The sequence below is a fragment of the Micromonospora sp. NPDC049645 genome (genome assembly GCF_040675155.1).
GTDB lineage: Bacteria > Actinomycetota > Actinomycetes > Mycobacteriales > Micromonosporaceae > Micromonospora.
The window spans coordinates 150,406-173,296 of record NZ_JBFAOI010000007.1 but is presented as its reverse complement, the minus strand read 5'-3'; the positions used below and the strand labels follow the sequence as shown (position 1 = coordinate 173,296).

Annotated in this window: 20 protein-coding genes; 15 read left to right on the top strand and 5 right to left on the bottom strand. The window is 72.8% G+C overall.

The genetic code is table 11. The features are described from left to right. Nucleotides 1-45 precede the first annotated feature (45 nt). From AB0J33_RS18145 to AB0J33_RS18125, 5 genes are all read left to right on the top strand, one after another. The gene (locus tag AB0J33_RS18145; protein ID WP_030336721.1) at nt 46-747 is read left to right on the top strand and encodes a response regulator transcription factor; all 702 of its coding nucleotides are present in this window, start codon (nt 46-48) and stop codon (nt 745-747) included. After that, nucleotides 744-2,306 (top strand): ATP-binding protein, encoded by a 1,563-nt coding sequence (locus AB0J33_RS18140; protein ID WP_363614898.1) that lies wholly within the window; start codon nt 744-746, stop codon nt 2,304-2,306. The genes AB0J33_RS18145 and AB0J33_RS18140 overlap by 4 nt, the downstream gene beginning before the upstream one ends. A gap of 62 nt (nt 2,307-2,368) precedes the next feature. Beyond that, nucleotides 2,369-4,045 carry a trypsin-like peptidase domain-containing protein gene (locus AB0J33_RS18135; protein WP_363614896.1) on the top strand — a complete coding sequence of 559 codons (1,677 nt, stop codon included), beginning with the start codon at nt 2,369-2,371 and terminating at the stop codon, nt 4,043-4,045. 182 nt (nt 4,046-4,227) lie between these two features. Next, on the top strand, nt 4,228-4,899 hold the full coding sequence (locus AB0J33_RS18130) for a BON domain-containing protein (RefSeq protein WP_363614894.1): 672 nt from the start codon (nt 4,228-4,230) through the stop codon (nt 4,897-4,899). Between the two features lie 157 nt (nt 4,900-5,056). Further along, on the top strand, nt 5,057-6,112 hold the full coding sequence (locus AB0J33_RS18125) for a glycosyltransferase family 4 protein (protein ID WP_363615202.1): 1,056 nt from the start codon (nt 5,057-5,059) through the stop codon (nt 6,110-6,112). Nucleotides 6,113-6,135: 23 nt separating this feature from the next. Here the strand turns inward: AB0J33_RS18125 and AB0J33_RS18120 are convergent, their stop codons facing one another. Continuing rightward, complete coding sequence (locus tag AB0J33_RS18120; protein ID WP_363614892.1) at nt 6,136-7,665, bottom strand: serine/threonine-protein kinase; 1,530 nt, start codon at nt 7,663-7,665, stop codon at nt 6,136-6,138. A 165-nt stretch (nt 7,666-7,830) separates the two neighbouring features. Between AB0J33_RS18120 and AB0J33_RS18115 the strand changes: the two genes are divergently transcribed. From AB0J33_RS18115 to AB0J33_RS18085, 7 genes are all read left to right on the top strand, one after another. Next, complete coding sequence (locus AB0J33_RS18115) at nt 7,831-8,664, top strand: patatin-like phospholipase family protein (RefSeq protein WP_363614890.1); 834 nt, start codon at nt 7,831-7,833, stop codon at nt 8,662-8,664. Continuing rightward, complete coding sequence (locus AB0J33_RS18110) at nt 8,664-9,668, top strand: 1-acyl-sn-glycerol-3-phosphate acyltransferase (protein WP_363614888.1); 1,005 nt, start codon at nt 8,664-8,666, stop codon at nt 9,666-9,668. Before AB0J33_RS18115 ends, AB0J33_RS18110 begins: the two co-directional genes overlap by 1 nt. 142 nt (nt 9,669-9,810) lie before the next feature. Continuing rightward, nucleotides 9,811-10,131, top strand: a complete 321-nt coding sequence (gene cutA / locus AB0J33_RS18105) for a divalent-cation tolerance protein CutA (RefSeq protein ID WP_363614886.1) — start codon at nt 9,811-9,813, stop codon at nt 10,129-10,131. Nucleotides 10,132-10,179: 48 nt separating this feature from the next. Continuing rightward, nucleotides 10,180-13,602, top strand: a complete 3,423-nt coding sequence (locus tag AB0J33_RS18100; protein ID WP_363614884.1) for a hypothetical protein — start codon at nt 10,180-10,182, stop codon at nt 13,600-13,602. 135 nt (nt 13,603-13,737) lie between these two features. Continuing rightward, nucleotides 13,738-14,790: an acyl-CoA desaturase gene (locus AB0J33_RS18095; RefSeq protein WP_363614882.1), complete on the top strand. Its 1,053-nt coding sequence runs from the start codon at nt 13,738-13,740 to the stop codon at nt 14,788-14,790. Between the two features lie 122 nt (nt 14,791-14,912). Next, entirely contained in the window at nt 14,913-15,206 is a 294-nt protein-coding gene (locus AB0J33_RS18090) for a 4a-hydroxytetrahydrobiopterin dehydratase (RefSeq protein WP_363614880.1), read from the top strand. Next, nucleotides 15,203-16,357 (top strand): FHA domain-containing protein, encoded by a 1,155-nt coding sequence (locus AB0J33_RS18085; protein WP_363614878.1) that lies wholly within the window; start codon nt 15,203-15,205, stop codon nt 16,355-16,357. The genes AB0J33_RS18090 and AB0J33_RS18085 overlap by 4 nt, the downstream gene beginning before the upstream one ends. 95 nt (nt 16,358-16,452) lie before the next feature. Here the strand turns inward: AB0J33_RS18085 and rocD are convergent, their stop codons facing one another. From rocD to AB0J33_RS18065, 4 genes are all read right to left on the bottom strand, one after another. Continuing rightward, entirely contained in the window at nt 16,453-17,667 is a 1,215-nt protein-coding gene (rocD, locus tag AB0J33_RS18080; RefSeq protein WP_363615200.1) for an ornithine--oxo-acid transaminase, read from the bottom strand. Next, nucleotides 17,667-18,482, bottom strand: a complete 816-nt coding sequence (ddaH, locus tag AB0J33_RS18075) for a dimethylargininase (RefSeq protein ID WP_363615198.1) — start codon at nt 18,480-18,482, stop codon at nt 17,667-17,669. The genes rocD and ddaH overlap by 1 nt, the downstream gene beginning before the upstream one ends. A gap of 319 nt (nt 18,483-18,801) precedes the next feature. Beyond that, nucleotides 18,802-19,689 carry a thrombospondin gene (locus tag AB0J33_RS18070; protein ID WP_363614876.1) on the bottom strand — a complete coding sequence of 296 codons (888 nt, stop codon included), beginning with the start codon at nt 19,687-19,689 and terminating at the stop codon, nt 18,802-18,804. A 272-nt stretch (nt 19,690-19,961) separates the two neighbouring features. Further along, complete coding sequence (locus tag AB0J33_RS18065) at nt 19,962-20,294, bottom strand: hypothetical protein (RefSeq protein WP_363614874.1); 333 nt, start codon at nt 20,292-20,294, stop codon at nt 19,962-19,964. A gap of 422 nt (nt 20,295-20,716) precedes the next feature. Between AB0J33_RS18065 and AB0J33_RS18060 the strand changes: the two genes are divergently transcribed. The 3 genes from AB0J33_RS18060 (at nt 20,717) to AB0J33_RS18050 (ending at nt 22,782) form a co-directional block, all read left to right on the top strand. Beyond that, a complete protein-coding gene (locus AB0J33_RS18060; RefSeq protein ID WP_363614872.1) occupies nt 20,717-21,604 on the top strand; it encodes a helix-turn-helix transcriptional regulator in 888 nt (295 codons plus the stop codon). Beyond that, a complete protein-coding gene (locus AB0J33_RS18055) occupies nt 21,597-21,797 on the top strand; it encodes a DUF397 domain-containing protein (RefSeq protein WP_363614870.1) in 201 nt (66 codons plus the stop codon). Before AB0J33_RS18060 ends, AB0J33_RS18055 begins: the two co-directional genes overlap by 8 nt. A 175-nt stretch (nt 21,798-21,972) precedes the next feature. Continuing rightward, nucleotides 21,973-22,782, top strand: coding sequence for a DNA-formamidopyrimidine glycosylase family protein (locus AB0J33_RS18050; RefSeq protein ID WP_363614868.1), 810 nt, complete (start codon nt 21,973-21,975; stop codon nt 22,780-22,782). Nucleotides 22,783-22,891 lie beyond the last annotated feature (109 nt).

The following is a 22,891-nucleotide window of genomic DNA, read 5'->3' as shown; positions in this document are numbered from 1 at the left end:
GGAAGCGTCCAGCGCTGACGCAGTGAGGTCACCGATGATGGGCCCATGCCCGCTACCCAGACCGAGGCGCGACTTCTCGTCGTCGAGGACGACCCCAACATCCTCGAGCTGCTCTCCGCGAGCCTGCGGTTCGCGGGCTTCGACGTGGCCACCGCGACCAGCGGGAGCGCCGCGCTGAACGCCGCCAAGGACCACCGGCCCGACCTGGTGGTGCTCGACGTGATGCTTCCCGACCTGGACGGCTTCGAGGTCATCCGGATGCTCCGCGAGGGCGGCACGCGTACCCCGGTGGTGTTCCTGACCGCCCGGGACGCCACCGACGACAAGATCCGCGGGTTGACCCTGGGCGGCGACGACTACGTCACCAAGCCGTTCAGCCTGGAGGAGTTGACCGCCCGGATCCGCGCCGTGCTGCGCCGCACGACGACCGGCGAGCAGGCCCCGTCCCGGCTCACCTTCGCCGACCTGGAGTTGGACGAGGAGACCCACGAGGTGCACCGGGCCGGCCAGCGCGTGCAGCTCTCGCCGACCGAGTTCAAGCTGCTGCGCTACCTGATGCTCAACGCCAACCGGGTGCTGTCCAAGGCGCAGATCCTCGACCACGTCTGGAACTACGACTTCCGGGGCGACGACAACATCGTCGAGTCCTACATCTCGTACCTGCGCCGCAAGGTCGACACCACCCAACCCCGGCTGATCCACACCCTTCGTGGCGTCGGGTACGTCCTGCGCAAGCCGGCGGCGTGAACCCGGTCCAGCAGGCGAAGGGACGGGTGCGCAGCGTTCCGTTGCGGATCAAGCTGGTCGCCTCGGTGTTGGCGCTGGTCTCCGGGGCGCTGGTGGTGATCAGCGTTTCGACCGCGTACTTCCTGCACAACTACCTGGTCGACCAGATTGATCTTGAGCTGCGCGACTCGGCGGGCCGGATCCAGTCCATGATGCCTTCGTCGAACGTCGTCTCCCTGCCCAGCGACTACGTGGTCGTGCTGACCAGCACGACCACCGGCCAGGTGAAGCAGTTCGCGTACGACAGCTCCCGCTTCTCCACGGCGGACCTGCCGCCGTGGCCGAGCGACGCGGCCGGATTCGAGGAGCAGGAGAAGGCCCAGGACGGCAAACCCCGGACCATCCACGCGCGGGACAGCTCGCTGCGCTGGCGAATGCTCTACACCGAGCTGCCGAACGGCCAGCGGGCGGCGATCGGCGAGCACCTGACCGACGTCGACCTCGCCGTGAAACGGCTGGCCTGGATCGACCTGCTGGTCGGGGGGTCGGTGCTGATCATGCTGGCCTCGGTCGGCGCGGCGATCGTCCGGACCAGCCTCAAACCATTGGTGGAGATCGAACGCACCGCCGCCGCGATCGCCGGAGGTGATCTGACCCGCCGGGTGCCCGACCCGGAGGAGGGTCAGCCCGAGCCAACCTCGGAGCTGGGCCGGCTCTCCCGTGCGCTGAACGCGATGCTCACCCAGATCGAGGCGGCGTTCACCGCCCGAGCCGCGTCGGAGACCTCGGCCCGGTGGGCGGAGAGCGCCGCCCGGGATGCCGCCGCCGCCGCTCAGGCGTCCGAGGCGCGGGCCATCCGCTCCGAGGAGCGGATGCGGCAGTTCGTCGCCGACGCCTCGCACGAGCTGCGTACTCCGCTGACCACCATTCGCGGCTTCGCCGAGCTGTACCGGCAGGGCGCGGCCCGCGCGCCGGAGCAGACCGCCGGCCTGCTGCGCCGGATCGAGGACGAGGCGGCCCGGATGGGGCTGCTGGTGGAGGACCTGCTGCTGCTCGCCCGGCTGGACATGGAACGGCCGCTGTCGCTGACTCCGGTGGAGCTGCCGGTGCTCGCCTCGGACGCCGTGCAGGCCGCTCGGGCGATGGCACCGGATCGGCGGATCGAGCTGGAGATCGCGCCCGAATCGGGTCCGCTCGTCGTCTCCGCCGACGACGCGCGGCTGCGGCAGGTGATCGGCAACCTGGTCACCAACGCGCTGACCCACACCCCGCCGGAGGCCGAGATCCGGGTACGCCTGCGTGCCGAACCGGGCGGGTTCGCCGTCGTGGAGGTGGCCGACACCGGTCCAGGGCTCTCGGCGGAGCAGGCGGAACGGGTCTTCGAGCGGTTCTACCGGGCCGACGCAGCGCGTACCCGGCGGGCCGACGGCAACACCGGCACCGGCCTCGGCCTGGCCATCGTGGCGGCGCTGGTCGCCGCCCACCACGGTTCGGTCGAGGTGGCCGAGACACCCGGCGGCGGGGCCACCTTCCGGGTCCGGCTGCCGTTGCTGCCACAGGTCGACGGAGTCGGCGAGTGACTTTCAGCCAACTTCCAGGACGGTTCCAGCTTGATTGCAGTGCTGGGGGAGAAGGTAGTGCCATGACCGAGTTCGAGTCCGACCCGCAGCGCCGGCCGGCCCCCACCGACGCCGAGCCGTCGCACCCCACCGCCGAGCTGCCGCGCGACGAGCGCGTGCAGTCCGACTCCCCGACCACCCCCGTGCAGGCCGTGTCGACCGACGGTGACCCGACGGTCGTGTCGACCACGGGTGACCCGACGGTCGTGTCGACCACACCTGACACGGAGACCACGGCTGCCACTCCGGTCGCCGCGCCCGCCGGGTACCCGGCCCAGCCGACCGGCGCCCAGCCGACCGGGTACGAGCCGCCGACCGGCTATCAGCCGCCGGCCGCCACCGCGTCCGCACCCCCGTACCCGGTCTCCGGTCACCCGGCACCCGGGCAGCCCGGCTACCCACAGCCGGCCGCCGGCCAGTACCCGGGTGCCCCCTGGTACGCGGGCCAGCAGTCCGGCTGGGCCGGCGGGGGCCAGCCGGGCGGGGCGTACCCCCAGCACCCCGGGCAGCACGCCCAGCACCCCGGGCAGCACGCCCAGCACCCCGGGCAGCACGCCCAGCACCCTGGACAGCACCCGCAGCACCCGGGACAGCCGGTCCCGCCGTGGGGTCCGCAGGTCGCGCCGCCCGGCAGCGGTCCCCGGCCGGGTCGGATCGCCAAGTTCGCCGGTGCCGGTGTCGCGGTGTTCGCCCTGATGCTCGGCTCCGGCGTGGCCGGTGGAGCGCTCGCGCTCGCCCTCGACGGTGACGGCGGCGGTATCACCCGTACCTACTCCGCGGCCCCGGTGATCAACGGTGCCGACCTGCCGAAGATCGCCGCGTCGGTGCAGGACAGCGTCGTCTCGATCACCACCGGTAGTGGCGAGGGTTCGGGGGTGGTGCTCAGCGCCGACGGGTACGTGCTGACCAACAACCACGTGGTCGCCTCCGCCGCCGGCGATGCCGTTCAGGTCGTGTTCGCCGACGGCAAGAAGGTCAACGCGAAGATCATCGGTACCGATCCGAAGACCGACCTGGCAGTGGTGAAGGCCGACGGGGTGAGCGACCTCAAGCCGGCCAAGTTCGGCGACAGCGACGCCATGCAGGTCGGCGACCAGGTGCTCGCCCTGGGCAGCCCGCTTGGCCTGCAAGGGTCGGTGACCTCGGGCATCCTCAGCGCGCGGGACCGCACCATCCGGGCCGGCGAGGGCCAGCAGCAGGACCCGACCCGGCAGAGCCAGCCGGTCAGCTCGATCTCCGGCCTGCTCCAGACCGACGCGCCGATCAACCCCGGTAACTCCGGTGGCGCGCTTGTCAACACCCGGGGCGAGGTGATCGGCGTCAACACCGCCATCGCGACCTCCGGGCAGAGCACCGGCAACATCGGCGTCGGGTTCGCCATCCCCAGCAACAAGGCCAAGGACGTCGCGGGCAAGCTCCAGCGCCACGAGAAGGTGAGCCACCCGTCGCTCGGCGTCGGCGTCAACGAGGCCGAGGGCGGCGGCGCGCTCGTCGCGTCGATCACCCCGGGCAGCCCGGCCGAGAAGGCCGGCCTCCAGCAGGGCGACGTCGTCACCCGGTTCGGCGACAAGCCGGTCAACGACTCGGACGACCTGGTCGGCGCGGTGCAGGCCGGCAAGGTCGGCGACCGGGTCGAGGTGCAGTTCAAGCGCAACGGTGTCGACAAGACGGCAACCGTGACGCTCGCTGAGACGTCCTGACCACTATCTGAACCTGCCTCCTCCCTCCGGCGGCGGGTGGCGGGGCCGAGGGGGTCGGCTCCGTCACCCGCCGCTTTTTCCGCCCGGACGGCGGTTCACCCGGATCGGGTGAACCGCCGTCACCCGTCTGCCCGGCACGTTCGGGTAGGCGAGTCTGGGCGACCGGAACCGGGGGGATTGCCATGACCGAGGTGGTGGGTGTCCGCGACGACCAGCGGATCCAACGCGACGTCCTGGCGGAGTTGGCCTGGGACGCCCAGCTGCAACCGAACGAGATCGGGGTGACCGTCGACCAGGGCGTGGTCACCCTGACCGGGTTCGTGGACGGTGCCGCGCGCGGTTGGGCCGCGACGCGCTGCGCCCAGCGGGTGCGGGGTGTTCGGGCGGTGGCCGACGAGATCGAGGTGCGGCTGCCGGGCACTCCGGGGCGTACCGACGCCGAGGTCGCCATCGCCGCCACCAGGGCGTTGGAGTGGGACAGCTTCGTGCCCGCCGAGCGGCTGGACGTGACCGTGGCCAACGGCTGGCTGATGCTGCGCGGCGAGGTGGAGTTCGGGTGGCAGCGGCGCGCCGCCGAGGGGGAGGTGCGCCGGCTCGACGGCGTGCGGGGGATCACGAACCTGATCGAGGTACGACCGTCGGCGCCACCGGTCGCCGAGCGGCTGCGTCGGGACGTCCAGCGGGCGCTGCTGCGCACGCTCGGCGCCGAGCGGGTGACCGTCGAGGTGGACGGCGACACGCTGGTCCTCGCCGGAGTGGTCCGGTCCTGGTGGGAACGCGACCAGGTCGAGCGGGTGGCCTGGTCCGCGCCCGGGGTGCGAGTGGTCCACGACCAACTCCTGGTGGGCGGGTGATCGTCCGCCGTGTCCGGTTTACCGGTGGCGCCACTGGGAAACCGCCGCCGACCGTCCCGACCGGCGATGACGCCGCACCGGGCAGCAACGGGGAGGACTCGTGGCCGTGAACCACCCGCCTGCGGGCCGCCCTGAGGAGCGGTCGCTGCGCATCGCGATGGTGGTTCCACCCTGGCTGTCCGTACCGCCGCCCGGCTACGGCGGCCTTGAGCAGGTCGTCGCCGCCCTGGTGGACGCGCTCACCTTGCAGGGCCACGCGGTGACCCTGTTCGGCGCCGGCGGTGACCATGGCACGGCCGCCGACGGCTTCGTCTCCACGGTCGCCGAGGTGCAGTACGAGCGGCTCGGCGAGTCACTGCCCGAGCTGGCCCACCTGGCCCGGGTGAATCGGCTGATCACGGCGGCCGACTTCGACGTGATCCACGACCACACCACGATCGGCCCGCTGGTCGCCGGCCGCCGGGCCGTGCCGACCGTCGCGACCGTGCACGGAAACCCGGTGGGGGAGTACGGCGATGTGCTCGGCGACATCGACTCGGGCGTCGCCCTGGTGGCGATCTCGCACACCCAGCGCCGACTGAACACGAACCTGCCCTGGGCCGGCACGGTGCACAACGCCCTGGACATCCGTGGCTTTCCGCGCAAGCACACGCCCGGCGCGGGGCCGGTGCTGTGGCTGGCCCGGTTCAGCCCGGACAAGGGCCCGGACACCGCCATCCGGGCGTGCCGGGCGGCCGGGTTGCCCCTGCTGCTGGCCGGCAAGTGCAACGAGCCGGCCGAACGCCGGTACTACGAGCAGGTCGTCGCGCCGATGGTCGACGACGACGTGACAGTCGTGCTCAACGCGGACCGCGCGACGACGCTGCGGATGCTGGTCGACGCCCGTTGTCTGATCATGCCGATCCAGTGGGACGAGCCGTTCGGCATGGTGATGTTGGAGGCGATGGCGACCGGGACACCGGTGGTGGCGCTCGATCGGGGTGCGGTGCCGGAGCTGGTCCGGCCGGGGCTGACCGGGATCGTCGTTCAGCGGCCGGAGGAACTGCCCGCGGCGTTGCTCGAGGCGGAGCGACTCGACCCGGAGGACTGCGTGGCGCACGTCGCGCAGAACTTCTCCGTCAACCGGATGGCGCACGGCTATGCCGACGTCTACCGGCGCTTCGCCCTCGAACGGCACGACATCCGCGAATCGACCCGGGTACCGGTGCGCTGACCCGGTCCTCGGGCCTCACCGCGTCAGACCCGCGCCGCGCCCAGCTCGGCGATGGCGGCGTCCAGCTCAGACGCGTACGCCGGACTGATGCCGCCCTCACCGAGGCGGACGGAGACCTTCTCGCGCAGCCGGGCCACCGGTGGCGCCAGCTCCTCGCGGCCGGAGCTGACCGCCACGGTCAGGTTGCGCAGCTCGTTGCGCAGGTCGAGGGCCACGTCGTTCCGGATCTCCCCGGCGCTCAGCCCGGCGCCGATCAGCCCGTCGACCCGGTTGGCGGCCTCGGTCAGGGTGCCCGCGTTCGAGGTGGGCGCGCCGGTGGTCGGCTTCGTCGGTGGTGCCGTGGTCGGCGCGGCCGGCGCGGCCGGCGCGGACGACTGGGGGGCCGGCGGGTCGCTCGGCGGTGTCGTCACCGGAGCGGTGGAGGGCTGCGCCCGGCGTGTCGGCTCTTCGGGCAGCAGGGCCACCCCGGCCAGCGTCACCCCGACGGCCAGCACCAGCAGCAACACCAGCCGCCGTCGGGACCACCCCGACCTGGTCGCCGGCCCGCCCGGGGCGGAGGACGCCCCGCCGTCCGCTGCCGGCGCGCCTTTCGCTGTCGCCGGGGTGGCCGCGTCCGCTGTCGCCGGGGCGGCCGTCGGAACGCTTGCGGTCGCGATCGCGGGCGACTGCGGTGGCAGAGGTTGGGTGGGCACCCGGATGGTCGCGGTCGGGGGATCGGCCGGAAGCGAGTGGTCGCGCAGGGCGGTGGCGACCTGCCGGGCGGTCGGCCGATCGGCCGGGTTCCTGGCGAGGCTGCGCAGGCAGATCTGGGCCACCGGTGGGGGCAGGTCCGGTAGCTCGGCCAGCGTCGGCGCCGGCCCGCTGGCCAGCGCGGCGCTGAGCTGCTCCCAGGTGTCCGCCGGATACGGGACCCGGCCGGTGAGCGCCTCGTGCAGCAACACGCCGAGCGAGTACACGTCGGTGGACGGCTGGGCCGGCGCGCCGTCGAGGCGTTCCGGGGCCACGTACGCCGGGGTGCCGAAGGTCTCGCCGTCCTCGTCCTCGTCGGGCGCGCCGATCCGGGTGGCGATGCCGAAGTCGAGCACCTTGACGCCCGTCTGCGTCATCATCACGTTGGCCGGGGTGATGTCGCGGTGCACGATGCCGAGCCGGTGCGCGGCGGCCAGCGCCTCCGCGACCTGCGCGCCCACCCGGACCGCCTCGGTCCACGGCAGCGGCCCCTCGGTGAGCCGCAGCTTCAACTCCTCGCCGCTGAGCAGCTCCATCACCACGAACGAGGTGATCGAGCCGTCCGGGTCGACCGTCTCGCCGTAGTCGTGCACGGAGGTCAGGTGCGGGTGCACCAACTGGGCGGCGGCCCGCGCCTCCTCCCGCACCATGCCGCGAAACCGCGCGTCGGCGGCCAGCGACGGGGCCAGCACCTTGAGCGCCACGACCCGGTCCAGCACCTCGTCCCGGGCACGCCAGATGACCGACATGCCGCCGGCGCCGATCTGGTCCAGAAGTCGGTATCTGCGAGCCAACAGTCGGCCCGGATGCAGTGCTGCCTTCACGGATCGCACCTGCCTCAGGGGTGGGAGCGGTATCAGGTTGCGCGAATGTGTCCTGCCTGTCAACGCCGTCGCGGCCCACCGTCGACGGACGGTGTCTGCCGTGCGCCGACCGCCGGTCGACAGCGGCCGACCGGTCGGCGGCGGGCCCGTGCCAGGATGTGAGGCATGGCGGGGGGACCGGTGGCGTTCGTGCTCGGCGGCGGGGGTGTGCTCGGCGCGGTCGAGGTGGGCATGTTGCGGGCGTTGTTCCGTGCCGGCATCCAACCCGACATGGTGCTCGGCACCTCGATCGGCGCGGTGAACGGCGCGCTGGTCGCCGCCGACCCGTCCGAGGCGGTGACCGACCGGCTGGTGCGGCTCTGGGCCTCACCCGAGGCGAGCGAGGTGTACGGCGACTCGGTCGCCCGACAGCTGCGCCGCTTCGCGGCCCGCACCCACCTGCACTCGCCCCGGCCGCTGCGCCGCCTGCTCGAGAACGAGCTGGGGGTGGACACCACCTTCGCGGATCTGCGGGTGCCGTTCCGCTGCTGCGCCGCCCACATCGAGCGGGCCGCCGAGCACTGGTTCGACACCGGTCCGGTGGTGCCGGCGGTCATGGCGTCGGCCTCGGTGCCGGGCCTGCTCCCACCGATGGAGATCGACGGCGCGCACTACGTGGACGGCGGGATCGTCAACTCCATCCCGATCGGCGAGGCGGTGGCCGTCGGTGCCCGCCGGATCTACGTCCTGCAGGTGGGTCGGATCGAACGGGAGTTGAGCCCGCCCCGCCGGCCGTGGGAGATCGCACAGGTCGCGTTCGAGATATCCCGTCGGCACCGCTTCTTCCGTGAGTTGGCGGCGCTGCCCGAGGGGGTGGAGGTGCACGTCCTGCCGACCGGCGGGCTCAACCCGCGCGACGACACGCCGTGGGCGTACCGGGACATGGCGGCGGTGGGGCGGCGGATCAGCCGCGCGTACACCGCCTCCCGGCGGTACCTCGCCACCCACCGGGAGGCGTGATGCCGCTGCCTCCCCGGTGGCTGCGTCGGTTGCTGCTCGCCCCCGCCGTCGTGCTGCTCGCCTTCTTCGTGGTGACCACGTTGCCGGTCTGGGCGTTGCTCGCCGCGGCTGCTTCCCCGCTGGTGCCGGGCCGGTTGCGTCCGCTGCGACTGCTCTGGATCGGCTGCTTCTACCTGGTCTGGGACGCCGCCGCGCTGCTCGCGCTCTTCGTGCTCTGGGTCGTCTCCGGGTTCGGCTGGCGGACCCGGTCCCCGGCCTTCCAACGCGCGCACTACGTGCTGGCCGGCTGGTTCCTGCGGGTGCTGTTCTGGCAGGCACGTTGGACACTGCGGTTGCGTATCGACGTGGTCGGCACCGACCCGGACACCGCGCTGCCCGGCCGGCCCGAGCTGGTGCTCTGCCGGCACGCCGGGCCGGGTGACTCGTTCATCCTGATCCACGGGTTGGTCAACTGGTTCCACCGGGAGCCACGGATCGTCCTGAAGGACAGCCTCCAGTGGGATCCGGCGATCGACGTGCTGCTCAACCGGCTGCCCAATCGGTTCATCGCGCCCACCCCGGAGCGCGGCGAGGAGACGGTGCACCAGGTCGGGCACCTGGCCACCGGCCTGGACGACAACGACGCGTTCGTGATCTTCCCCGAGGGCGGCAACTTCACCCCCAAGCGGCGACTGCGCGCCATCGCCCGGTTGCGTTCCCTCGGCCTGGAACGGATGGCCCTGCGCGCCGAGCGGATGCGCCACGTGCTCGCGCCGCAGCCGGGCGGGATGCTCGCGGCGCTGGACGCCGCCCCGGACGCGGGGGTCATCTTCGTCGCGCACACCGGGCTGGACCGGATGCTCACCGTCGCCGACGTGTGGCGGGAACTGCCGATGGACAAGCGGATCGTGATGCGGTTCTGGTCGGTGCCGCCGGAGGACGTACCGACCGGACGGCAGCAGCGCATCGACTGGCTCTTCGACTGGTGGGCGCAGATAGACGCCTGGATCGCCGCTAACCGGTGAGCGCGAGGAGTGCAGCGAAGCGGAGCCCCGCAGTCGCGAGCGAAAGGCGGGCTTCGGTGAGCGCGAGGAGTGCAGCGAAGCGGAGCCCCGCAGTCGCGAGCGAAAGGCGGCTCAGCGGCGTATGGCCGCGTAGGGTTCGGTCGTGGACGAGATCTGCGTGGTGACGACGGTGGTGGATGCGCGTTCGGTCGCCGACGTGTTGGCGGCTGCGGCCGTCGCGGGCAGGCTCGCCGCCTGCGCCCAGGTGGGTGGTCAGGTGGACAGCACCTACTGGTGGCGGTCCGGTGTGGAGACGAGCACCGAGTGGTCGGTGCAGTTCAAGACCGTGCCTGATCGGCTCACCGCGTTGCTGGACCAGATCCGGGTCAGCCATCCGTACGAGGTGCCGGAGATCCTGGTGTCCAGGGTGGAGAGCGGCAACCCCGACTACGCGACCTGGGTGTACGAGCACACCCGCTCCTGAGTACGCGGACTCTGGGTCGTGTCCCGCTCGGTTGTCGATGATGACCGGGTGGATGACACCCGTTACCCCTGCCCCGCCTGCGGTGCGCCGGCCGACCTGAACGCTGGTTGTGCCGGCTGCGGGCGTGCGCCCGACCCGATCGCCGCCGAGGTGGTTCGGCTGAGCCGGGAGGTCGCCGAGCTTGAGCCTGAGGTGGAGCGTGCCCGCCGCACGTACACCGAGCTGGCCGGACGCCTCGCGGTGGCGTCCCGTCGGCGGGCCGAGTTGGCGGCGGTCGTGCGGGCCGGGTTGGCCGCCGCGGTCGCGGCGCGCCCGCCGTCTCTGGTCGGGGCGGCGCCGTCCATCGGCGCGGGGGGTGCCGGGGATTCGACGCCGGGTGCGGCGGAGACGTCGACCCGAACCGTCCAGGGGCTGCTCTTCGTCCTCGGTGGACTGCTGCTGGGGACCGCGGCGGTGGTGTTCACCGCGGTGGCCTGGGCGGCGGTGGGGGTTGGCGGGCGTGCGTTGATCCTCGCGGCGTTCACCGCGCTCATGCTGGGCGTGCCGCTGCTGGCGGTCCGCCGGGGGCTGCGCGGCACGGCGGAGACGTTCGCGGCGGTGGGGTTGCTGCTGGTGGTGCTTGACGGCTACGCGGCCTGGTCGGTGGACCTGGGCGGCGTGGCAAGTTGGCCGGGCAGCCGGTACGCCGCGCTGGTCGGGGGGGCCAGCGCGGCGGTCGCCGTGGCGTACGGCCGGTGGAGCAGGTTGACGGGGCCCTGGTTCGCCGCCCTGCTGGCCGCCCAGCCGGTGTTGCCGTTGCTGGCCGCCGAGGCCGGGTGGGGTGCGACCGGGTGGGCGTTGGTCCTGCTCGGGTTGGCGGTGCTGAACCTGGCCGTGCTGGCCGTGCTGCGCGGACGGGAGGGGGCCGCGCAGCTCGTCGGCCGGGTGTTGGCCGGCACCGGCCAGGTCGCCGCGCTGGTGGGTGCCGCCGGGTGCGCGATGATGCCGTTGCTCGGCGGGCGGGCAGGGGGCTCGCCTCTGCTGGCCGGGCTGCCGCTGGTGCTGGTCGCGCTGACCGGGCTCGGTGCGGCCTGGCTCGTCGGGGGGCGGGCGTTGCGGGCGGCGGCGGCCGGGGTGCTGGTGCCGGTGCTCGCCGCCGCCCTGCTGCGCCCGGTGGCCGAGCTGCGGCCGTCACTGTCGCTGCTCGCCGCGACGACGGTGGCGCTCGGGCTGGCCGCCGCGGTGCGGCTCCTTCCCGGGGCGGTCGCGGCGGCGGTGGCCGGTGACGGCGGTTGGCGGACCGGTCCGCGCGCCGGGGCGTTGTTCGTCGCGGCCGCTACGGCGCAGGTGGCCGTGGTGATCACCGTCGGGCTGGCGGTCGCCGCCGCCGGTCGGTCGTTGCCGCCGTGGGGCGGGGCCGGGACGGGTCCGGACCTGGACTGGGGCTGGCAGTTGGCGCCCGCCGTGGTGCTGGCGGTCGGCGCGACGATCCTCCTGCTGCCCCGGGAGGCGCGGCCGGTGCTCGCCACGGCGGGCGCGGTGGTGGTGCTGTTCGCCGTGCCCGCCGGGTGGGCAACCTCCTGGTCGCAGGTGGTGGCCGTCGACCTGATCGGCGGGGCCGCGCTGCTGCTCGCCGTGCTGGCCCGCCCGACGACCGGACCGGCCGCCCTGTTCTCCCGTGCGGTCGGCGGGGCCGTCCTGCTCGGGCACGGGTTGCTGGTCGCTCTGGCCGCGCCGGCCGGTGTCCTGGTGACGCTCGGCCTCCTCGCCGTGGCCGGGCTGGCACTTGCGCTCCGCCGGGGGGCCGGGGCGTACCGGGAGGTGGCCGGCGCGGGTCTGCTGGTCGCGCAGCTCGCGCTGCCCGCAGTCGCGGCGGTGGCGCTGTTCGCCGCCGGCGCGCCGCCCTGGTGGCAGGCCCGGCTCGCGTTGGCCGCCGCGGGGCTGCCGCTCGTCGCGGTGCTCGCGGTGCGTCGCCACCGGGCGGAGCTGATCGGGTACGCGGTGACCGGCGCCGTCGTCGCGGTGACCGTGCCCGGTCTCGCGCCGCTGGTGGTGGCGGGTGACGAGCCGCTCGCCCTGTACCTCGCGCTGGCGACGTTGGGCGTCGCGCTCGTCGCTCTCGGAGACCGGCCGAGGGCCGACCAGCGGGACCGGTCGATGGTGTTGCTGGCGGCGGGTGGAACCCTGGCGGCGGTCGCCGTCCTGGCGGCCCTGCCGACGGTGCTGACCGCGCTCGTGTCGCCCTACGGCAGCCGGGACCGGGTGTGGTCGGGGGCGCCCGCCGTGGCTGCCGACCCGACGGTGCTCCCGGTCGGGCTCGCGCTGGTCGTGCTGGCCGTGGCCGCCGCGGTGGCCGGTCGGCGGGTCCACCTGCCGGTGCTGCCCGCGCTGCCGTTCGTCGCGGCGGCGCTGCCGGTGCTGCTCAGCGCGGTCGGCGCGCCGTGGCCGGTGCTGCCGGCCGCCGTCCTGCTCGTCGGCGTGGCCGTGCTGCTGTTCGCCGCGCTCGCCGAGCCCCGTCCGGCGCTGGCACCGATCGCCGTACCGGTGGGGGCGGTGCTGGCGGCCTCCGGGGCGGTGGGTCTGCTGGCCACCCGCCCCGGGACGCTCGCGGCCGAAGGGGTGCTGTTGGTGGCGGCGGTCGCCGTCGCCGCCGGGGCGCGCCGATTCGGGGTACGGGTCGCCGGTTGCCTCGCCGCCGTCGGCGCGGCGTCCGCGTTGGCGGTGACCGCCCCGCTCGCCGGTGGGCTGCCGTTGCGGGCTGCCGCGTACCCACTGCTGGCGGTGGCCGCGTCGGTGTTGGCCGCTGCCGTGGTCGCCCCGACGCGGGCCCGGCTGCGCCGGGTGCTGGACGCCTGCGCGCAGGCCGTCGCGCTGGTGGCGGCGGTGCTCACCGTCGAGGTGGCGCGGCACCTCGCCACCGTCTGCGTGCTCTGGGGTGTCGCCGTCGCGCTGCGACTGCTGCGCCGGAACGAGTCGGCCGCTCGGCGTTGGGCGTTCGCCGGTATCGCCGCCGGCAGCGAACTGCTCGGTGCCTGGGTGCTGCTGGCCGCCGGTGGGGTGACGGTGCTGGAGGCGTACACCCTGCCGGCCGCGGCGCTCGCCCTCGGCGCTGGTCTGCTGGCGCTACGCAGCCGGCCCGGGTTGACCAGCTGGCCGGCGCTCGGCCCGGGACTGGTCGCGGCGATGCTGCCCAGCCTGGTGTCGGTGCTGGTCGGGCCGGACCCGCAGCCGTGGCGGCGGCTGCTCCTCGGCGCGGCGGCGTTGGGCGCGGTGCTGGCCGGCGCGAGCCGCCGCTGGCAGGCGCCGGTGCTGCTCGGTGGCGGAGTGCTGACGCTGTTGGCGCTGCACGAGCTGGCCCGAGGTTGGGATCTGCTGCCCCGGTGGATCTACCTGGGAGTCGGCGGGTTGGCGCTGGTCGGGCTCGCCGCCACCTACGAGCGGCGGCGGCGTGACCTCGCTCGACTACGCGCCGTCGTGGGCCGGCTGGGCTGAGCGAACCAGTAGGGGTAGGGCCTGCCCTACCCCCCATTCGGGGGCTGTCGGGGTTACTCAGCGCTACCGCGACCGGGAGACTCGACAATAGGCCCGAACCACTCCGGTACGGGCGCAAGCGGAACGGGAGCAGCGATGGCGCTCGGAGCGGTGGCGGAACCGCCGGTACGACGGCGAGGTAGTGACTACGCACAGTTGTCCCGGCGGATCAGCGAGGCGGGCCTGCTGGAGCGACGCCCCGGCTGGTATGTCACCCGCATCGTGCTCACCCTCGGCGCCTTCGTGGCCGGCTGGGTGGCCGTGTTCCTGCTCGGCGACTCCTGGTGGCAGCTTCCGCTCGCGGCCCTGATGGCGGTGGCCACCACCCAGGTCGCGTTCCTCGGCCACGACGCCGGGCACCGCCAGATGTTCCGTCGGCGTGGTCCCAGCGAGTTGGTGGGGCTGCTCGCCGGCAACGTGGCGGTGGGAATCAGCTACGGCTGGTGGGTCGACAAGCACAACCGGCACCACGCGAACCCGAACCACGAGGACGAAGATCCGGACGTCGGGGCCGGCGCCCTGGTGTGGACGCCCGAGCAGGCGCTGGAGACCCGGGGGATCGGTCGCTGGATGGCCAAGCGGCAGGCGTACCTCTTCTTCCCGATGCTCCTGCTGGAGGGTCTGAACCTGCACGTGGCGAGCATCCGGGCGATCATCGGCCGGGAGCCGAACGGCGGGTACACCGTCCCGATGCGCCACCGGGCGGTCGAGGCGGCGCTGCTCGTCGCGCACACCGCCGCTTACGTGGCGCTGCTGTTGGCGGTCATGTCCCCGGTCAAGGCGCTGCTGTTCGCCGTGGTGCACCAGGCGCTGTGGGGCCTCTACATGGGCTGCGCGTTCGCGCCGAACCACAAGGGCATGCCGATGCCGACCGCCGAGGACGAGTTGGACTTCCTGCGTAAGCAGGTGCTGACCTCCCGCAACGTGCGGGGCAGCCGGCTGGTGGACACCACGCTCGGCGGCCTCAACTACCAGATCGAGCACCACCTGTTCCCGAACATGCCCCGCGCCAACCTGCGCCGGGCCCAGCCGATCGTTCGTGCCTACTGCGTCGAGCAGGGCATCCCGTACGCCGAGACCGGGCTGGTCGAGTCGTACCGGCAGGCACTCGGACACCTGCACGAGGTGGGGCGGCCGCTGCGCGGCTGAACACACCAGGGGGAAGGCGGGGGTGATGCCAAACGGCACCGCCCCCGCCTGCGCGTATCGGGCCGATCAACACCCCGCTACCACTGGTCCACGCCGGCCGTCGTCCCCGGTAGGGTCGGCCCATGGCAGACCTGCTCACCGCGGACGCGGTGCGAGAAGAGCTGGCCGGGTTGACCGACTGGTCGGGCGACCCGACCGGCATCGGCCGCACTGTTCAGCTCGGCAGTTTCCCGGACGCCATCGCGGTGGTGGACCGGGTGGCGACGGTCGCTGAGGAGCTCGACCACCATCCCGACATCGACATCCGATGGCGGACCCTGACCTTCCGCTGCGTCACGCACTCGGCCGGTGGGGTCACCCACCGTGACGTCGAGCTGGCCGGGCGGATCGACGACATCGTCCGGAGCGCGGCATGAGATTCGAGATCAGCAAGGTGCTGGACGCCATCGAGGGGCGGGTCTGCACCGACCCGTCGCTGGCCCGAGCCGTGGTCGACCTGGCCGAGGTGATCCGCTACCAGGACATCGACGGCGGCCGGCCGGCCAGCCTGCTGCGCCTCGGCATGGTCATCGACGCGCTCTCCCGCGAGCTGGAGGAAGACAGCGTCCAGGTCTACGCGGTGGTGCACCGGGCGTTGCTCTCCGATGCCGACCTCACCTCCAACGAGCGGATGGTCGTGCGCCGTTGGGCCGACGACGGGCTCGTCGAGGTGCTCGACAACCCGGGTGACCGGATGTTGGAGGTCGCCGACCTGCTCGGTCTGCCGGTGCTCAGCCGGGTCCGTTTCGACGGGTTGCGCGGTCGGTTCCCGTGGTTGGTCGAGCAGCCCGGTCGGGTGGTCGCCCCGGTGCCCGGGGCCGGCGGGCCGGTGTTCATCGCACACGTCGGCGGTGGGCACTCGCCGGTGGCCGGCAAGCGTTCGCAGACCGGCGTGAAGCTGCTGGCCCGCCAGTGGCGCTGCCCGGAGTCGGGCTGCGCGCTGTTCGGCGGTGGTGGTGGGGGTGGCGCATTCGCCGACCTGGCCGGGGGTGCCGACCGCAGCCCCGCCGCGCAGCCGCCGCCCGCGCTGCGCAACGGTGTGCCGACCTGCCCCCGGCACGGCGCGCGTCTCGGTGACGGGGGCCCGCGTCCGCGTACGGAGGTGCTCGCGGTGCGCGTCGGTGGCCTGGTCCGGCGGCGGTTCGTGCTCAGCGAGGAGCAGCCGATCGTGGCCGGCCGGGCCCCGGAGCAGGACGGCGGGATCATGCTCGGGCAGTGGCTCAACGACGAGGCCCGGCGCTGGATCAGCCGTGGTCACGTCCGCTTCGAGCTGCGGGTCGGCGAGGTCATCGTGACCGACGTCAGCACCAACGGCTCCGGCATCCGCCCGGCCGGCTCGATGGCGGAGGCGGACCGCATCCCGCTGGCACCACAGCAGTCCCGGGTGCTGGGCGAGAACGACATGATCGAGCTGTACCCCGGCGTGCAGATCGGCCGGGCCGAGGAGTTGCCCGCCGGTGCCCCGTTCACCCCCACCTCGGTGATGGCCGAGGCCCCGACGATGGCGATGCGCCTACCCCGCCCCTGACACCCCCCACCCGGCTGGGCGGTCAGGGGCGATGTCCCCTGACGCGCAGGGCGGGCGCCGGAACCCCGACGCCCGCCCTGCACCACGTTCCTGGGTCAGGCGTTCAGGACCTCGGCGAGCGCGGTCACCGCGAGGTCGATCTCCTCCTCGGTGATGACCAGCGGCGGGGCGAGCCGGATGGTGGAGCCGTGGGTGTCCTTGGCGAGCACGCCGCGCTCGGCGAGCCGCTCACACGCCTCCCGACCGCTCATCAGCGCCGGGTCGATGTCCAGGCCGGCCCACAGGCCGCGGACGCGTACCCCGACGAGACCCTTGCCGACCAGCCCTTCCAGGCCGGCCCGCAGTCGCTCACCCAGCTCCGCCGACCGGCGCTGGAACTCGCCGGTGGCCAGCAGTCGGACCACCTCGATCGCCACCGCGCAGGCGAGCGGGTTGCCGCCGAACGTGGAGCCGTGCTGGCCGGGCTTGAGCACACCGAGCACGTCGGCGTTCGCGGCCACCGCGGACACCGGCACGATGCCGCCGCCGAGCGCCTTGCCGAGCAGGTACATGTCGGGCACGACACCCTCGTGGTCGCAGGCGAACGTCGCGCCGGTACGACCCAGACCCGACTGGATCTCGTCGGCGATGAACAGCACGTTGCGCTCGGTGCAGACCTGGCGTACGCCCGGCAGGTAGCCCGCAGGCGGCACCACGACGCCCTGCTCGCCCTGGATCGGCTCCAGCAGCACGGCCACGGTGTTCTCGTCGATCGCGGCGGTCAGCGCCTCCAGGTCGCCGTACGGCACGACCGTGAACCCCGGGGTGTACGGCCCGAAGTCGGCGCGGGCGTCCTCGTCGGTGGAGAAGCTCACGATGGTGGTGGTCCGCCCGTGGAAGTTGCCCTCGGCGACCACGATGTTGGCCTGCCCGGCGGGCACGCCCTTGACCTGGTAGCCCCACTTGCGGGCCACCTTGATCCCGGTCTCCACCGCCTCGGCGCCGGTGTTCATCGGCAGCACCAGGTCCTTGCCGCACAGCTCGGCCAGCTCCCGGCAGAAGTCGGCGAACTGGTCGTGGATGAACGCCCGGCTGGTCAACGTCAGCCGGTCCAGCTGCGCGTGCGCGGCGGCGATCAGCTGCGGGTGCCGGTGACCGAAGTTCAGCGCCGAGTAGCCGGCCAGGCAGTCCAGGTAACGGCGGCCGTCCACGTCGGTGAGCCAGGCGCCCTCGGCGGACGAGATCACCACCGGCAGCGGGTGGTAGTTGTGCGCTGTCCAGCGCTCGGCGTCCCGGACCGCTCCCGGCGTCCGCAGGATGTCATCCACGATCACTTGCTTGCCTTTCCCTGACGGAGTCGCAGCGTGCAGCACTTCGGTCCGCCGCCGGCCTTACGCAGCTCGGACAGGTCGACACCGATGGTTTCGTAGCCCCGGTCGCGCAGCTTCGCGGCCAGGTCGGTGGCCTGCGCGGGCAGCACCACGTGCCGCCCGTCGCTGACCGCGTTCAGCCCCAGCACTTCTGCGTCGGCCGTGGTGGCGTGCACCGCGTCGGGGAAGAGCCGGCGCAGCACGGCCTGACTGCCGGGGGAGAACGCCTCGGGCAGGTACGCCACGGTCCGCTCGTCGAGCACGGTCAGCGCGGTGTCCAGGTGGTAGAAGCGCGGGTCGACCAGTTGCATGGTGATCACCGGGTAGCCGAATACCTCCTGCAACTGGGCGTGTGCGGCGTGCGCCGTGCGGAAGCCGGTGCCGGCCAGCAGGTGGTCACCGGCCAGCAGGACGTCGCCCTCGCCCTCGTTGACGTGCTTCGGGTCGTACATCTCGAAGCCGGCGGCCTCGAACCAGGCCCGGTACGCCGGTGCCTCGTCGGCGCGCTGCGGGTCGCGGAACTGCACGGCCATCGCCTTGCCGTCGATCACGGTGCCACCGTTGGCGGCGAAGACCATGTCGGGCAGGCCGGGCACCGGAGTGATCTCCTCGACGGTGTGGCCCAGGTCGCGGTACGTCTGGCGCAGCTGCTCCCACTGCCGGATCGCCAGCGCCGTGTCGACCGGCGCGCTCGGGTCCATCCAGGGGTTGATGGCGTAGTCGACGGCGAAGTACGTCGGCCGGCACATCAACAGGCGCTGGCTGGTGGCGTCCATCGTCATTGTCCTGCTCCCAGGGGTCGGGCGCGCCCGGCCACCGTGGCCCACGGGCTGGCGCCGTGGCTCAACGTTAGGCGGCGTCAGCGGCAGGATCCACCACTGAGAGTTGCGCAGGCCGAAGATTCGTTGCGTGTGGCTGACGCTCGGCTGCGATTCGTTGCGTCGGCGCTCGACGTATCCCGGAAACACTTCAGGGGCGGCGAATCGCCGCCCCTGAAAGGGTGTCGCCCGGCCGGTGAACCACCGGATGAGTTCGGGCTGCCGGCGAACCGCCGGCTGTTCGCCGGTGAACCACCGGCGAGCGGAACAGTGCCCGCTAGAAACGATCGACAAACTGTGAGTCAAGCCACTCGCGGAAGCGCGGCACCCAGTCGCCGTCGGTGGTCGGCCAGTCGAACTGGCCGGTCATCGCCAGCACCCCGATCACGACTGCGGCCAGCCCGATCAGCACGCCGAAGAGCGCGTCGGTCTTGCCCGCGACGTGCCGGCGGCGGGTGGCCATCAGGCCGAGGACCGAGAGCACCGCGCCGAACGCGCCGAGCCCGATGCCGTACCCGGCCAGGGTCCCGGTCAGCACGAACATCGCACCAGCGACCGACACGATCAGGCCGAGGGTGGCGAGCAGGCTGGCCCGAGGCTTGGGGCCACGCGTCACCGGCGGCTCCGGCGTGGTCACGTCGGGGGTCGGGTCGACCGGGCGGTCCGTGGTGACCCGGTCGGTGGGGTTGGGTCGACGGGTGGTGCGGTCGAGGTCGGCGTCCCGCTCGACGGTGCCCGCGGTGGTCGCGGCGGCGAGCCGGGATTCGGTCTCCGACCTGTCGGCGGTGCCGGTGCGGGACTGGGGTGCGACCGGGCGGGTGGGCTCGGGCGCGACGGGGCGGGCGGCGCCGTTCGACGGCTCGGGCGCGACCGGGCGGGCGGCCCGGGGGTCAGCCTCCGTCGGTCGCTTGGTGGCGGCTCGGGCCACCGCCGCCCGCTCGTTGGCCCGCCGTTCGGCCTCGCTGATCTGGCCACCGGTCGCGCCGGCGCTGCCGTACACCGTCTGGTTGGCCTCCCGGTCGGTGGCCACCGGGCGGCCGAGGCCGTCGTCGGACTGACCGGTCTCGGCGACCGGGGTGTCGCGGCCGTCCACGCGGCCGTCGAGGTTCTCGTCCCGCGTCGGCGCCGGCTCGGACCGGCGGGACAGCGAAGGAATCCTGACCACTACACACCTCCTGATGAATGCGTGGTGGCCGACGGAAAGGGTGGCACCCACGCGGTGTCGCCCATCGAATACCCACCTGGGCGTTTCTTGACACCAATCCTGGGTACGGCCCCCGAGACCCGGCCCCGCTCGGGCCCCGGCCGCCTCGGCCTTGGCCGGCTTGGCCTTGGCCGGCGTGGCCTTGGCCCGGCCCTGTTTTGATCGACTCGGTTTTTTGGAAGTCGCGGTGTCCCGCCTACGCGGACGCCCCGGTTTCCTTGAACCCGAGTCGATCAGCCGCGGATCGCGTTGGACTTGCCCGGTGCGGGCGCGCTGCGTGGTGCCGACCTGTCTGGTGCGGGGCGCGGGGCACGCGCGCGAGGTGCGGGCGTGAGCGCGGGCGCGGCACGGAGCACCCGCACGCCGGCCTGCTGCACGAACACTTCCCGCTTGTCGACGGCCAGGCCCTTGTCGTTCAGTACGTAAGCCGTCAGCCAGACCCACCCGTGGTAGGTCGGGCGCGGGTCCACGCTCACCAGTCGAAGGCGTAGCGCCCGGTCACCGGCGAACTGCACCGAGCACGCCTCGCCGATCAGCAGAAGGTCGCCGGGGTTCAGTTCGGTCATGTCGGCCAGTGCCCACGGTTGATCGGGATGCGGTGGCGGGCCCGGCAGGGCAGGTCCGCGCCGCAGCGGCACACCGTGCGCCAGCGCGTCCAACTCCAGACGGGCCGGTGTCGACGGGCGAGGGTCAGCGCGGTGACCAAGACGTATTCGTTGTACGACACGCGCACGGTGGCGTCCTTCCCGAAGAATAGCGTCTCGCCGGCCCACGGCTAATGCGCGCGTTAGGCAGAGGGCTATTGTCGACGCCATTCCCGACGCCGTTTCTGGGATTTCCTGATGCGTGACAGCATGTTCCACGCTGGCCACCTTGTGCAACGCCCACACCCGCCCTAACCTCAGGCCAGATCGTCGCACGAGGAATGGAAAAGAAATGCGTGCGGGGTAAAACATTCGGTGTTGCAGGAGGAGAGCGGTGATGTTGCATGGCGGATGAAACAAACGGGTCCACGGTGCCTCGGCGGCAGCTCGGGCGGCTGCTCACGCAGCTTCGGGAGGATGCCTCGGTGACGCTGGACGCGGCAGCCGAAGCACTGGACTGCTCGCGGCAGAAGGTGTGGCGCATCGAGAAGGGGTTGGTTCCGGTGCGCGTGGTGGACGCTCGCGCGATGTGCGCCCTCTATCGGGTGAACGACGCCATGGGGGAGATCGTCGCCGGCCTCGCGAAGGAGACTCGCGCCAGGGGCTGGTGGCATTCGTACGGTGATGTCGTCCCGTCGTGGTTCTCGCTATACGTCGGCCTGGAATCGTCTGCCTCGGGGCTGCGTCAATATGACGCGGAGCTGATCCCCGGGCTTCTGCAAACCCGCGAGTACGCCAGCGAGCTGTTCCGCCGGAAGAATCCGACGATGCGTGCTGAGGATCGGGAAAAGCTGGTGGAGGTACGGCTGCAACGGCAGGGCATCCTCGTTCGCCGGCTGCCCGCCGCGCCCACCCTGCGGGTCGTCCTGAGCGAGGCCGTGCTGCGGCGCACGATCCCCGACTCCCGGGCGATGGCACAGCAGTTGCGACACCTGCTCGACGTGGCGGCGCTGCCCAACGTGAGTCTGCGGGTGCTGCCGCTCGCCGCCGGTCCGCCGCTGGCCAGCGAGACCGGCACCTTCGTCCTGTTGGATTTCCCGCAGGCGTTCGGCAGGGCGTCGACCGAGCCGACCACCGTCTATCTGGAGAACATCACCGGAGCGCTCTATCTGGACAAGCCAACCGAGGTCGCCGCCTTCGAGCATGTCTGGTCGGACCTGGAGGCGCTCGCGTCGGGTGAGGCAGAATCAGAGAAAATGATCACTTCGATCATCGAGGAGCATCATGACTGACCTTGCCGGTGCCACCTGGCGCAAGAGCACCCGCAGCGGCGGGAGCGGCGGCAACTGCGTCGAGGTGGCCGACAACCTGCCCGGCGTCGTGGGCGTACGGGACAGCAAGGACCCCGCCGGGCCCGCGCTGACGTTCGCCCCGGCCACTTGGGCCGCGTTCGTGGGCGGCATCAGGGAGCAGCGCCAGCGCTGATCGTCCCACCCACCCTCGATCGACTCGCCTTCCTGGAAGCCGGGGTGTCCCGCTCACCGGAACACCCCGATTTCCTGAAACCCGAGTCGATCAAGCGGGGCCCGGGTGGATCGGCGCGGCGAGCCCGAGCGATCGTTGCGCGGCCCGGTCGGCGAGCTGGCTATCCTTGGCACCCGTGCCAGAGGGACACACGATCCACCGCCTGGCGGCCCGGCACGCCGAGCTGTTCGCCGGGGACAAGCTGCACGCCGCGAGCCCGCAGGGCCGATTCGCCGAGGGCGCCGCCCGGCTCTCCGGGACCGTGCTCGAAGGCACCGAGGCGTACGGCAAGCACCTGCTGCACCACTACGCCGGCGAGCTGACCCTGCACGTACACCTCGGGTTGTACGGCAAGTTCACCGACGGGCCGGGGGAGCCGCCGGAGCCGGTCGGTCAGCTGCGGCTGCGGCTGGCCAGCGACCGGCACTGGCTCGACCTGCGCGGACCCACGGCCTGCGAGCTGTTCACGCCAGCCGAGGTGGCCGCGCTACAAGACCGTCTCGGGCCGGACCCGCTGCGCGCCGACGCCGACCCGGACCGGGCGTACGCCCGGATCTCGCGCAGCCCGACACCCCTCGCCGCACTGCTGCTGGACCAGAGCGTGGTCGCCGGCACCGGCTTGATCTTCGTGACGGAGGCGCTGTTCCGGGCAGGGCTGCCACCGACCATGCCGGGCCGGCAGGTGACCAGAGCCGTCTGGGACCTGCTCTGGGCCGACCTGGTCGGGTTGATGCGGCTCGCGGTCGCACACGGCCGGATCGACACGGTCCACGACGCGCACCTGCCAGAGGCGATGGGCCGGCCGGCCCGGGTGGACCGGCACGGTGGCGAGGTGTACGTCTACCGTCGGCCGGGTGCGCCCTGCCACGTCTGCGGCACCGAGGTCAGCCGTGGCGAGTTGGCCGGCCGCAACCTCTACTGGTGCCGCACCTGCCAGGCCGGCTGAACCGGTCGCCCCGCCCTGGTGCCTTGCGCCCCGCGCCGCGCGCCCTTGATCGCACTGCAACCAGGAAAGAGTGGCCTCCGGGGCTGGGATGACCACTACGTCCTGGATC

Bases quoted from the DNA above. Each gene is read 5' to 3' on its own strand.
- AB0J33_RS18145 (WP_030336721.1), top strand. From the start codon at position 46: ATGCCCGCTACCCAGACCGAGGCGCGACTTCTCGTCGTCGAGGACGAC.
- AB0J33_RS18135 (WP_363614896.1), top strand. From the start codon at position 2,369: ATGACCGAGTTCGAGTCCGACCCGCAGCGCCGGCCGGCCCCCACCGAC.
- AB0J33_RS18130 (WP_363614894.1), top strand. From the start codon at position 4,228: ATGACCGAGGTGGTGGGTGTCCGCGACGACCAGCGGATCCAACGCGAC.
- AB0J33_RS18125 (WP_363615202.1), top strand. From the start codon at position 5,057: ATGGTGGTTCCACCCTGGCTGTCCGTACCGCCGCCCGGCTACGGCGGC.
- AB0J33_RS18115 (WP_363614890.1), top strand. From the start codon at position 7,831: ATGGCGGGGGGACCGGTGGCGTTCGTGCTCGGCGGCGGGGGTGTGCTC.
- AB0J33_RS18110 (WP_363614888.1), top strand. From the start codon at position 8,664: ATGCCGCTGCCTCCCCGGTGGCTGCGTCGGTTGCTGCTCGCCCCCGCC.
- AB0J33_RS18095 (WP_363614882.1), top strand. From the start codon at position 13,738: ATGGCGCTCGGAGCGGTGGCGGAACCGCCGGTACGACGGCGAGGTAGT.
- AB0J33_RS18090 (WP_363614880.1), top strand. From the start codon at position 14,913: ATGGCAGACCTGCTCACCGCGGACGCGGTGCGAGAAGAGCTGGCCGGG.
- AB0J33_RS18085 (WP_363614878.1), top strand. From the start codon at position 15,203: ATGAGATTCGAGATCAGCAAGGTGCTGGACGCCATCGAGGGGCGGGTC.
- ddaH (WP_363615198.1), bottom strand. From the start codon at position 18,482: ATGGACGCCACCAGCCAGCGCCTGTTGATGTGCCGGCCGACGTACTTC.
- AB0J33_RS18065 (WP_363614874.1), bottom strand. From the start codon at position 20,294: ATGACCGAACTGAACCCCGGCGACCTTCTGCTGATCGGCGAGGCGTGC.
- AB0J33_RS18060 (WP_363614872.1), top strand. From the start codon at position 20,717: ATGGCGGATGAAACAAACGGGTCCACGGTGCCTCGGCGGCAGCTCGGG.
- AB0J33_RS18055 (WP_363614870.1), top strand. From the start codon at position 21,597: ATGACTGACCTTGCCGGTGCCACCTGGCGCAAGAGCACCCGCAGCGGC.